The organism is Actinokineospora sp. PR83 (assembly GCF_021056305.1).
GTDB classification, from domain to species: domain Bacteria; phylum Actinomycetota; class Actinomycetes; order Mycobacteriales; family Pseudonocardiaceae; genus Actinokineospora; species Actinokineospora spheciospongiae.
This window is the reverse complement of sequence record NZ_JAJCXD010000065.1, coordinates 159,776-170,859: the sequence shown is the minus strand read 5'-3', so window position 1 is coordinate 170,859 and position 11,084 is coordinate 159,776. Positions and strand designations below refer to the sequence as shown.

Genomic DNA, 11,084 nt, shown 5'->3' with positions numbered 1-11,084 from the left:
TGCGGGCGGGGTGTGGCGGGGCGGGGTGTGGGGTCAGCCGGTGGTGGTGCTGGGAGCAGTGGAGGGTGGGGCGGTCGGGGTGCCCTGGCGGGGTGGGCGGGCCGGGCCTTGGCCGCCGCGGTCACCCGGGCGGTCGAAGCGGCCGGGGCCGCGGTCGCCGGGGCCCCGGTTGTCCTGGCTCCGCTCGTGGCGGGCGTGGCCGCCGTGCCTGCCGTGGTCGTCGCCCGCGGCGCCGATGGCGAAGCCCGCGATGCCGCCGACGAGCAGCAGGGTCGCGCTGAGCAGGGCGGCGACCAGGAGGCTGACGGTGCGCGGCGGCGTGGAGCCCGTCGCCGTGGTCGTCGGCGGTGCTGCGGCCGGGAAGAACGCCTGCTGGGCGGTGGGGCCCGGGGCAGGTGTGCCGGGTCGGGCGGCACCGGGCTGGGCGGAGTCCGGCCGGGTCGGGCCGGGCTCGGCACCGCCGGGCGTGGCGGAACCGGGCTCGGTGGGGGTGGGGACCGGGAGCGGTGGGGTGGGGTCGGACCGCTCGGGGCCGGGGTTCGGGGTGTCGGCCATGTCCCATGGTGCGCTTCGGGGTTGTGTGGTCTCCGTATCGGGGGCGTGGTGGGGGGCGGATCAGAGGACGAAGGTGTCGGACCAGGGTTGGGCGGTGCGGCCGGAGAGGGCCTCCAGGAGGGAGGCCGCCTGGCCGTCGGTGAGGGAGGCGACGAAGTCGATGACCGCTCGGCCCCTGGCCAGGGCCAGGACGCCGGAGCGGCCCGCGGGGGCCTCGCCGGTGGCGCCGATGAGGGTTTCCGGGCGGTCGGCGGCCAGGGCGCTGTACTCGGCGTGGGCCAGCTCCACCAGGTCGTTGAGGCGGCGGGGGAGGCGGTCGGCCTCGAAGCGGTCGTCGAGCCACTGGTCGAGGGCCTCGACGAGCTTGGTCAGGAGGCGGGCCTGGCCGCGCTGGTAGAGGGCGAGGTCGGGGCGGAGGAGGACGAAGCGGCGGTGCACGAACTTGAGGACCTGCACCTCGTGCCACTGGGTGCGGCCGAGCAGGACGTGGCCGGAGCGGGTCGGGGGATCCGGTAGGACGTGCATCCCGGCGACCAGGCGCGCGGTCCAGCCCGAGGAGAAGCGGCCGAAGGCCTGCTCGGCGTCGACCGAGCCGTCGAACGGGACGGCCAGGAGGGAATCGACCAGTTCGGCCCGGACCCTGGACACGGCCTCGCCGAACGCGTCGTCGTCGACCATCCAGCCGTCGCGGGCGTGCAGGCGCCTGCGCAGGACCTCCAGGGAGCGGCCGGGGCGGCGCTCGTCGGAGTGCAGGGCCGCGTCGTCGAGGGCGGCGAAGCCCGCGCGGTCGGCCTCCCACTGGCCCAGTTCGGCGGAGACCGGGGCGTGCTGCAGGACGCCGATGCGGTGGAAGTCCTCCAGGTCGTGGATGGCGTAGGCGATGTCGTCGGCGTTGTCCATCACCGATGCCTCGACGGTCTGCTGCCAGTCGGGGACGCGCCCGGCGAACGGGAGGCGGGCGCCCGCGTGGTCGTCGAGCTCGGTGACGTAGACGGAGAACTTGCTCGACCCCGTGCCAGGGGCGTCCTTGGGCTCGGCGGCGCCGCGCGGCGGGTCGGGCAGGGCACTGGGGTGCGGCGGCGCCCCGACCAGGCGGGCCCACGGGTACTTGAGCACCGCCGCGCGCACCGCCGCGGTGAGGTCGAGGCCCGCGGCGCGGGGACCGCGGGTGTCGGTGGTGGTGATGATCCGGAAGCTCTGGGCGTTGCCCTCGAAGCCGTCGGGGAGCGCGAACCGGTGCCGGGCGATGCGGTCGAGGACCTGCTCGCCGAGGTGCCCGAACGGCGGGTGCCCCAGGTCGTGCGCCAGCGCCGCGGCCTCCACCACGTCCGGGTCGCAGCCGCCCAGCTTGTCCAGCAGCGGGACCAGGTCGGCGTCCGCGGCCAGCCGCTCGGCGATGGCCCTGGCGACCTGGGCCACCTTGAGGCTGTGGGTGAGCCGGTTGTGCAGCAGGCCCGACCCGCTGACGCTGACCACCTGCGTCACCCCGCCCAGCCGGGCGAAGAACGGTGAGGCGACGATGCGGTCGCGGTCGGCGCGGTACGGGCTGGCGGCGAGGTCGGCCGCGCCCGCGCCGCGGTCGCGGCGGGCTTCCCTGGCCGGGGTGTCGGCTGGTTCGGACATGCCGCAGAGCTTAGGGCGCGGCACCGACACGGGTCGGGAACTGTCCACAGGCCCTCGGTGCCCCCCGGTCCGGGGGCGGGATCGGCGGCGGCGGCCGGGGTGTGGTCGGATCGGGGCATGGACGTCGTGGTGGTGGGATCGGGTCCGGCGGGGTGGGCCGTGGCCGACGCCTGCGGCAGGCGCGGGCTGGAGGTGGCGCTGGTGGCGCCCGCTCCGCTGACGCCGTGGCCCGCGACCTACGGGATGTGGGCCGAGCAGGCCGCGGTGCTGCCCGACGGCGCCGCGACGACGGCCGCCACCGGCGTGCGCGCGGCCGGGCGGCTCCTCGACCAGGGGTACGTCGTCCTCGACAACGCCGCCACGCAGGCCGCCTACGCGCGCGGGTCCGTGACCCCCGTCGCCGACCGGGTCGCCTCGGCCGACCACGGGCCGCGCGGGTCCACGGTGGTGCTCGCGTCCGGGCGCAGGCTGGCGTGCCGGGTCGCGGTGGACGCCAGCGGCGCGCTGCGGGTGCTCTCGGGTGGACGGCCCGGTGGCCACCGCGCGGAGCAGACCGCCCACGGACTCGTGTTCCCGGCCGAGGCGGTCGCCGGTCTGGTCCCGCCGGGGCAGGCGGTCTTCATGGACGACTGGTCCACACAGGACGGCCTGGCCACCTTCCTCTACGCCGTCCCGCTCCCGGGAGGACGGACCCTCGTGGAGGAGACCTCCCTCGTCGCCAAGCCCGGGGTGCCCGTGGAGCGGTTGCGGCAGCGGCTGATCGCCCGCCTGCGCGCCGCCGGGGTGGACCCGGGGACCGCGACGGCGGCGGAGAACGTCCGCTTCCCCATGGACCTCCCCCGGCCCCGGACCGTCGCCATCGGCGCCGCCGCGGGCATGGTCCACCCGGCCACCGGCTACAGCGTCGCCGATTCCCTCGCCGTGGCGCCCCGGCTGGCCGACGCGATCGCCGCGGGCGGGACGGGGAGGGACGTGGTGTGGACACCGGCCGCCCGGGCCGTGCACGCCCTGCGCGCGCACGGCGCCCGGGTGCTGCGGTCGCTGCCCGCCGCCGCGCTGCCGGAGTTCTTCGACGCCTTCTTCGCGCTGCCCACCGAGGCGCGCCTGCCGTACCTGACCGGGCGGGAGGACCTCGCGGGGACGGCCGGGGCGATGACCGAGCTGTTCCGGGCGGCGCCGTGGCGGTTGCGGGCGGCGATGGCGGTGGGCGGGTTCACCGGAGCGCTTCGCGGAGCAGCCGGAACTCCGCCGCCAGCGCCTCCAGTTGGTAGTGGGCGTTGAGCCCGCTCGGGTTCGGCAGCACCCAGACCCCCGCGTCGCCGATCGTGGTGTCCTGGCGGCCGATCGTCGCCTTGGGCACGCCGAAGGCCGTCCGGTAGGCGGTGATCCCGACCACGGCCAGCATCCCGGGCCGGTACCTCCGGACCACCTCGACCAGCCGCTTCCCGCCCGCGCGCAACTCCTCGTCGGACAGTTCGTCGGCACGCGCGGTCGCTCGCGCCACCAGGTTGGTCAGCCCCAGGCCGAACGAGGTCAGTTCCTGCTGCTCGGCGGGCCGCAGCAGCCGGGGGGTGAAGCCGGAGGCGTGCAGGGCGGGCCAGAAGCGGTTGCCCGGCCGGGCGAAGTGGTGACCGGTGAAGCCGGAGTACAGGCCGGGGTTGATGCCACAGAACAGGACGTCCAGGTCGGGGGCGAGGACGTCCGGGATGGTGCGGTCGTGGGCGGCGGCGAGTTCGTCGCGAGTGGGTCTGGGCACGCACCCATGGGAGCAGAAGTCGATCACGGCTGCCACCGGGTGGGCCGGACTGGTCCGAACCTGTCGTCCGCCGACGAACGGGTCACCCCACCGGCGGGACACCTTTTGTCATGAAAAGGCAATCCACGCGGCGGCCGCTTCCTTTGCTTCCCGGCCACCGCTTCGCCCCCACTCCCCCATGTGGATTCCGAGCATCCCCCGCCCCCGGTTCCCACGCCGCCCCCTACGCAGGTTCCCGCTCCGGCTCTCCGCACCGACGTCTGGACCGGTTCGACGATCTGGTTATCTTTATAGTGAATAGATCATGGTTGATATATGGTCAGAAGAAAAGCCCCGGGGCGTACCCGAGGCGTTTCCTGTCAGACGGTGAAGCCGAGGGCGCGCAACTGCTCGCGCCCGTCGTCGGTGATCTTCTCCGGGCCCCACGGCGGCATCCAGATCCAGTTGATCCGGAAGTCGTCGACGACCCCGGACCCGCTCAGCGCGACCCGGGTCTGCTCCTCGATCACGTCGCTGAGCGGGCACGCGGCCGACGTCAGCGTCATGTCCAGGGTGGCGGTGTTGTCGTCCTCGACCCGGATGTCGTACACCAGGCCCAAGTCGACGACGTTGATGCCGACCTCGGGGTCGACCACGTCGCGCATGGCCTCCTCGACGTCCTCCACCGAGGCCACGTCGGCGCGCGGGGCGGCGACCTGGTCGGTCATCCCGGCGGCGCCGCGCACGACCTCCTCCGCGGAGACCTCGGGCACCGTGTCCGTGTCCTGCGTGCTCTGCTCGGTCATGCTCGACCCTCCCCTTCGGCGCGGACGACCGCGTCCTTGAACGCCATCCAGCCCAGCAGCGCGCACTTGACGCGCGCCGGGTACTTGGCGACACCGGCGAAGGCGATGCCGTCCTCCAGCACGTCCTCGTCCGGCTCGACCTTGCCGCGCCCCTGCATCAGTTCCACGAACGCGTCGAGCTTCTTGAACGCCTCCCCCACCGGCTTGCCGACCACCAGGTCGGTCAGCACCGACGTCGAAGCCTGGCTGATCGAGCAGCCCTGCCCGTCGTAGGAGACGTCGGCGACCTGCTCGCCGTCGAGCCGCACCCGCAGCGTGACCTCGTCCCCGCAGGTCGGGTTGACCTGGAAGGACTCGGCGTCGTACGGGTCGCGCAGGCCGCGGCCGTGCGGGTTCTTGTAGTGGTCCAGGATGATCTCCTGGTACAGCGACTCCATCTGCACCTAGACCACCCCGAAGAACCGCTGGACCTCGCGCACCCCGGCGAGGAACGCCTCGACGTCGGCGAGGTCGTTGTAGACGTAGAAGCTGGCCCGCACGGACGCCGGGACGCCCAGGCGCCGGTGCAGCGGCCACGCGCAGTGGTGGCCCACCCGCACCGCCACACCCTGGTCGTCGAGGACCTGCCCGACGTCGTGCGGGTGCACCCCGTCGACGACGAACGCCACGGCCCCGCCCCTGTCGGTCGCGGTGCCCGCGGCGTCCAGCGCCGGGCCGAGGACCCGGATGCCCGGGATCTCGGCCAGACCGGCCAGGGTCGCCACGGTCAGGTCGTGCTCGTGCCGGGAGACCTGCGCCATGTCCAACGCGGACAGGTAGTCCACGGCCGCGCCGAGGGCCACCGCCTGCGAGGTCATCGGCGTGCCCGCCTCGAACCGCTGCGGCGGCGCGGCGAAGGTGCTGGCCTCCATCCGGACCGTCTCGATCATCGAGCCGCCGGTCAGGAACGGCGGCAGCGCGGCCAGCAGCTCGCGGCGCCCGTAGAGCACGCCGAGGCCGTACGGGCCGAGCATCTTGTGGCTGGAGAAGACCGCGAAGTCCACGTCCAGGGCCCGCAGGTCGACCGGCTGGTGCGGCACCGACTGGCAGGCGTCGAGCAGCGTGAGGGCGCCGACGGCCTTGGCCCGCGCGACGATCGGCGCGGGCGGGTTGACCGTGCCGAGCACGTTCGACTGGTGGGTGAACGCCACCAGCTTCGTGCGCTCGTTGACGATCCCGTCGAGGTCGGACAGGTCGAGCCTGCCCTCGTCGGTCACCGGGAACCAGCGCAGGGTCGCCCCGGTGCGCTGCGCGAGCTGCTGCCAGGGCACCAGGTTCGCGTGGTGCTCCATCTCGGTGGTGACGATCTCGTCGCCGGGGCCGAGGGCGAACCGCGCCGCCTCCGGCCCGGAGGTGGCCGCGTTGCCCATGGCGTAGGCGACCAGGTTGACGCCCTCGGTGGCGTTCTTGGTGAACACCAGCTCGTCGGCGTCGGTGCCGACGAACGCGGCGATGCGCGCCCGGGCGGCCTCGTAGGCGTCGGTGGCCTCCTCGGCGAGCTGGTGCGCGCCGCGGTGGACCGCCGAGTTGTGCTGTTCGAGGAACTCGCGCTCGGCGTCGAGGACCTGCCTCGGTCGCTGCGAGGTGGCGCCGGAGTCCAGGTACACCAGGCGCTTGCCCTCGCGGACGGTGCGGCCCAGGATCGGGAAGTCGGCGCGGAGGGCGTCGACGTCCAGCGGTGCGGAGACTGTGGTGGTCACCTGACCGGCACCTCCTTGTCTGTCAGTTCGGGTGGCTACTCGGGTGCAACGTCAGGAGGCGGTCGTGGCTTCCTGGATCGCGGCGTACTTGACGTAGCCCTCGTTCTCCAGGACGTCGGCCAGCTCGGCGCCGCCGGACTCGACGATGCGCCCACCGGCGAAGACGTGCACGAAGTCCGGGGTGATGTGGCGCAGGATGCGGGTGTAGTGCGTGATCAGCAGCACACCGGTCTCCCCGGAGGCCTTGTACCGGTTCACGCCCTCGGACACCACGCGCAGCGCGTCGACGTCGAGGCCGGAGTCGGTCTCGTCCAGGATGGCGATCTTCGGCTGGAGCAGCGCGAGCTGCAGGATCTCGTGGCGCTTCTTCTCACCGCCGGAGAAGCCCTCGTTGACCGAGCGCTCGGAGAAGGCCGGGTCGATCTCCAGCTCGCCCATCTGCTGCTTGACCTCCTTGACCCAGGTCCGCAGCTTGGGGGCCTCGCCGCGGACCGCGGTGGCGGCGGTGCGCAGGAAGTTCGACATCGACACGCCGGGGACCTCGACCGGGTACTGCATGGCCAGGAACAGGCCGGCGCGGGCGCGCTCGTCGACGGACATGGCGAGCACGTCCTCACCGTCGAGGGTGATCGTGCCCGAGGTCACCTCGTACTTGGGGTGGCCCGCGACCGCGTAGGACAGCGTCGACTTGCCGGACCCGTTGGGGCCCATGATCGCGTGCGTCTCGCCCGCCTTCACGGTGAGGTCGACGCCCTTGAGGATCTCCTTGGGACCGTCCTCGGTGGCGACCGAGACGTGCAGGTCCTTGATCTCCAGGGTGGCCATTCTCTTCATCTCTCCAGTGGTGGTTCAGTTCAGGGTGGTCGTGACGTCGACCGACACGTCGTCACCTTCGACGGTGACCGGGAAGACCTCGACCGGGTCGGTGGCCGGTGGGGAGGACGGGGCGCCGGTGCGCAGGTCGAAGCACGACCCGTGCAACCAGCACTCCAGGCCCTTGCGGGTCAGCTCGCCCTCCGACAGCGACACCTCGGCGTGGCTGCACGAGTCGCGCAGCGCGTGCACCTGCTCGCCCCGGCGCACCAGCACCACGGGCACGTCGTCGACCTCGACGGCGAACGGCTTGCCGTCGTCGAGGTCGGTCAACGCACACGCGCGGATCATGCGCCGACGGCTTCCAGCTCCGCCTCGATCGCCGCTTCCAGGCGCTCGCGCACCTCGGGGACGGCGATCTTGTGGATCAGCTCGTGGAAGAAGCCGCGCACGACCAGGCGCCGGGCCTGGCCCTCGGGGATGCCGCGGGCCTGCAGGTAGAACAGTTGCTCGTCGTCGAAGCGGCCGGTCGCGCTGGCGTGGCCCGCGGAGACGATCTCGCCGGTCTCGATCTCCAGGTTCGGCACCGAGTCGGCGCGGCACCCGTCGGTGAGCAGCAGGTTGCGGTTGAGCTCGTAGGTCTGGGTGCCCTCGGCGACCGCGCGGATGAGCACGTCGCCGATCCAGACGGTGTGCGCGCCCTCACCTTGGAGAGCACCCTTGTACGTCACGTTCGACGTGCAGTTCTCCTGGTTGTGGTCGACGAAGGTGCGGTGCTCGAAGTGCTGGCCCGCGTCGGCGAAGTACACACCGGACAGGTCGACCTCGGCGCCCTTGTCGGCGAACTTCGCGGTCGGCGAGACCCGCACGACGTCGCCGCCCAGGGTGACCACGGTGTGCTTGAACACCGCGTCGCGGCCGATCTGCGCGTGGTGCGCGGAGACGTGCACCGCGTCGTCGGCCCAGTCCTGGATGGACACCACGGCGAGCTTGGCGCCGTCGGCCAGCACGAACTCCACGTTGTCGGCGTAGACCCCGGAACCCCGGTGGTCGAGGACGACCGTGGCCTCGGCGAACTGCTCCGCGCGGATCTGCAGGTGCCCGTAGGCGACCTGGCCCGCGCCGGGGCCGGTGATCGTGACCGAGACCGGCGCCGAGGCGACGGCCTCCTTGGTCACGGTCAGCACGGTGGCCTCGGTGAACGAGCTGTAGGCCTGCGCGGCGATCCGGTCGGCCGGGACACCGCCCGCGCCGAGGCGGGCGTCGTCGCGACCGACCGTCTCGTGGGTCACCTCGGCCGGGGTGTCGACCTCGATCACCGCGGAGCCGGTCGCCGCGGTACCGGTGTGCAGCCCGGCGAGGCGCTTCATCGGGGTGAAGCGCCAGATCTCCTCCCGGCCGGTGGGCACCTCGAACGCGTTGACGTCGTAGGAGGTGAACCACTCGGCCCGGGAGGACTCCGGGACGACAGCCCCGTGGGAGTGGGGCTTCTGAACAGACGCGGTCATTTAACCGACCGCTCCTTCCATCTGGAGCTCGATGAGACGGTTGAGTTCGAGGGCGTACTCCATGGGGAGCTCGCGCGCGATGGGCTCGACGAACCCGCGCACGATCATCGCCATGGCCTCGTCCTCGGTCAGGCCGCGCGACATCAGGTAGAAGAGCTGGTCGTCGCTGACCTTGGACACGGTGGCCTCGTGGCCCATCGACACGTCGTCCTCGCGGATGTCGACGTACGGGTAGGTGTCCGAGCGGCTGATCTGGTCGACCAGCAGCGCGTCGCACTTGACCGTGGACTTCGAGTGGTGCGCCCGCTTGTTGACCTGGACCAGGCCGCGGTAGGAGGTCCGGCCGCCGCCGCGCGCCACCGACTTGGAGATGATCGTCGAGGACGTGTGCGGTGCCATGTGGACCATCTTGGCACCCGCGTCCTGGTGCTGGCCCTCGCCCGCGAAGGCGATGGAGAGCACCTCGCCCTTGGCGTGCTCGCCCATCAGGAACACGGCCGGGTACTTCATGGTGACCTTGGAGCCGATGTTGCCGTCGATCCACTCCATGGTCGCGCCCTCTTCGGCCTTGGCGCGCTTGGTGACCAGGTTGTAGACGTTGTTCGACCAGTTCTGGATGGTCGTGTAGCGGCAGCGGCCGCCCTTCTTGACGATGATCTCCACGACCGCGGAGTGCAGCGAGTCCGAGGAGTAGATCGGCGCGGTGCAGCCCTCGACGTAGTGCACGTAGGCACCCTCGTCGACGATGATCAGCGTGCGCTCGAACTGGCCCATGTTCTCGGTGTTGATCCGGAAGTAGGCCTGCAGCGGGATCTCGACGTGCACGCCCTTGGGGACGTAGATGAACGAGCCGCCGGACCAGGTGGCACCGTTGAGCGCGGAGAACTTGTTGTCCCCGTGCGGGATCACCGAGCCGTAGTACTCCTCGAACAGCTCCGGGTGCTCGCGCAGCGCGGTGTCGGTGTCGAGGAAGATGACACCCTGCTTCTCGAGCTCCTCGTTGATCTTGTGGTAGACCACCTCGGACTCGTACTGGGCGGCGACACCGGAGACCAGGCGGGCCTTCTCCGCCTCCGGGATGCCCAGCTTGTCGTAGGTGTTCTTGATGTCCTCGGGCAGGTCCTCCCAGCTCGCGGCCTGCTTCTCGGTGGAGCGCACGAAGTACTTGATGTTGTCGAAGTCGATCCCGGAGAGGTCAGAACCCCACGTCGGCATCGGCTTCTTGTCGAAGAGGCGCAGCGCCTTGAGGCGCGACTCGAGCATCCACTCGGGTTCGCTCTTCTTCGCGGAGATGTCCCGCACGACGGCTTCCGAGAGGCCGCGCTTGGCGCTCGCGCCAGCGAAGTCCGAGTCGGCCCAGCCGTACTCGTAGCGCCCGAGTGAGTCCAGGGTCTGCTCCTGGGTCATCGGGGTCGCTGTGGTGGTTCGCTGCTCGGCAGCGGCAGTCATAGGGACTTCCCTCCATCCGGAACTTCTCGAGCTGTGGTGCGCCGCGCGCGCTGCTGGTCCGGCACGTGCGGGACGTGCGTGGTGCACGCCGCGTCGCCGTTGGCGATGGTCGCCAACCGCTGCACGTGCGTACCGAGCAGGTCCGCGAACACCGCCGTCTCGACCTCGCACAGCTGCGGGAACTCCGCGGCGACGTGCGCGACCGGGCAGTGGTGCTGGCAGAGCTGCTCACCGATGCCGACGCTGCGCGTCGAGGCGGCGTAGCCCTCGCGCGTCAGCGCCGTGGCCAGGGCCTCCGCGCGGGCCGCGGGGTCCTCGAACGCGGTGACGGCCTCGCGGTGCGGGTCGACCAGGGTGGCCACCCGGCGCTCGGCGAACGCCCGCACCGCCTGCTCCCCGCCGGACTCGGCGAGGAACCGGAGGGCGGAGATCGCCAGGTCGTCGTAGGCGTGGCCGAACCGGGCGCGCCCGGACTCGGTCAGCAGGAAGAGCTTGGCCGGGCGTCCGCGGCCCCGCTGGCCGCGGCGGGGGGCGTCACGGGTGTACGCCTCCCCGTCCGCCACCAGGGCGTCCAGGTGCCTGCGGACGGCGGTCGGGCTCAGCCCCAGCGCCTCGGCGATCGCGGCCGCCGTGACCTCCCCGCGCTCCAGCAGCAGTCGGGCCACACCGTGCCTGGTGCGACCGTCGACCTGCTGACCTGCGCCGACGGGACCGGGGACGGTCACCCCCGGGGCGGGCTGAGCGGGTTCGGTCTTTTTCACAACACAAGTGTGTCTTATTTCCCGGAGGCCCGCAAAGGCACCCCCCGATCGCGTGACCGGCCTCACCCTCGCGGCCGCCCCGCTACCCTTCGCCA

The 11,084-nt window shown here is 72.2% G+C and carries 12 protein-coding genes; 1 reads left to right on the top strand and 11 read right to left on the bottom strand.

From position 1 onward, the window contains the following. Nucleotides 1-33 precede the first annotated feature (33 nt). Nucleotides 34-555 (bottom strand): hypothetical protein, encoded by a 522-nt coding sequence (locus L6E12_RS22280; RefSeq protein ID WP_236229852.1) that lies wholly within the window; start codon nucleotides 553-555, stop codon nucleotides 34-36. A gap of 60 nt (nucleotides 556-615) precedes the next feature. After that, nucleotides 616-2,178 carry a deoxyguanosinetriphosphate triphosphohydrolase family protein gene (locus L6E12_RS22275; RefSeq protein WP_236229851.1) on the bottom strand — a complete coding sequence of 521 codons (1,563 nt, stop codon included), beginning with the start codon at nucleotides 2,176-2,178 and terminating at the stop codon, nucleotides 616-618. Nucleotides 2,179-2,295: 117 nt separating this feature from the next. Between L6E12_RS22275 and L6E12_RS22270 the strand changes: the two genes are divergently transcribed. Continuing rightward, nucleotides 2,296-3,459: a lycopene cyclase family protein gene (locus L6E12_RS22270; protein WP_236229850.1), complete on the top strand. Its 1,164-nt coding sequence runs from the start codon at nucleotides 2,296-2,298 to the stop codon at nucleotides 3,457-3,459. Here L6E12_RS22270 and mug read toward each other — a convergent pair. The 9 genes from mug to L6E12_RS22225 all read right to left on the bottom strand — a co-directional run bounded on the left by mug (nucleotide 3,392) and on the right by L6E12_RS22225 (nucleotide 10,989). Next, complete coding sequence (gene mug / locus L6E12_RS22265; RefSeq protein WP_236229849.1) at nucleotides 3,392-3,934, bottom strand: G/U mismatch-specific DNA glycosylase; 543 nt, start codon at nucleotides 3,932-3,934, stop codon at nucleotides 3,392-3,394. The genes L6E12_RS22270 and mug overlap by 68 nt on opposite strands. Nucleotides 3,935-4,293: 359 nt before the next feature. Then, entirely contained in the window at nucleotides 4,294-4,719 is a 426-nt protein-coding gene (locus tag L6E12_RS22260; RefSeq protein WP_181400134.1) for a metal-sulfur cluster assembly factor, read from the bottom strand. After that, nucleotides 4,716-5,162, bottom strand: coding sequence for a Fe-S cluster assembly sulfur transfer protein SufU (sufU, locus tag L6E12_RS22255; RefSeq protein ID WP_236229848.1), 447 nt, complete (start codon nucleotides 5,160-5,162; stop codon nucleotides 4,716-4,718). The genes L6E12_RS22260 and sufU overlap by 4 nt, the downstream gene beginning before the upstream one ends. Then, nucleotides 5,163-6,458: a cysteine desulfurase gene (locus tag L6E12_RS22250; protein ID WP_236229847.1), complete on the bottom strand. Its 1,296-nt coding sequence runs from the start codon at nucleotides 6,456-6,458 to the stop codon at nucleotides 5,163-5,165. It abuts the gene before it with no gap. A 51-nt stretch (nucleotides 6,459-6,509) separates the two neighbouring features. Continuing rightward, on the bottom strand, nucleotides 6,510-7,283 hold the full coding sequence (gene sufC / locus L6E12_RS22245) for a Fe-S cluster assembly ATPase SufC (protein ID WP_236229868.1): 774 nt from the start codon (nucleotides 7,281-7,283) through the stop codon (nucleotides 6,510-6,512). A 24-nt stretch (nucleotides 7,284-7,307) separates the two neighbouring features. Then, nucleotides 7,308-7,622 carry a non-heme iron oxygenase ferredoxin subunit gene (locus tag L6E12_RS22240; protein WP_236229846.1) on the bottom strand — a complete coding sequence of 105 codons (315 nt, stop codon included), beginning with the start codon at nucleotides 7,620-7,622 and terminating at the stop codon, nucleotides 7,308-7,310. After that, complete coding sequence (gene sufD, locus L6E12_RS22235; RefSeq protein WP_236229845.1) at nucleotides 7,619-8,779, bottom strand: Fe-S cluster assembly protein SufD; 1,161 nt, start codon at nucleotides 8,777-8,779, stop codon at nucleotides 7,619-7,621. The genes L6E12_RS22240 and sufD overlap by 4 nt, the downstream gene beginning before the upstream one ends. Then, nucleotides 8,780-10,228 carry a Fe-S cluster assembly protein SufB gene (gene sufB, locus L6E12_RS22230; protein WP_236229844.1) on the bottom strand — a complete coding sequence of 483 codons (1,449 nt, stop codon included), beginning with the start codon at nucleotides 10,226-10,228 and terminating at the stop codon, nucleotides 8,780-8,782. Beyond that, complete coding sequence (locus L6E12_RS22225) at nucleotides 10,225-10,989, bottom strand: helix-turn-helix transcriptional regulator (RefSeq protein ID WP_374201925.1); 765 nt, start codon at nucleotides 10,987-10,989, stop codon at nucleotides 10,225-10,227. Before L6E12_RS22225 ends, sufB begins: the two co-directional genes overlap by 4 nt. Nucleotides 10,990-11,084: the final 95 nt, after the last annotated feature.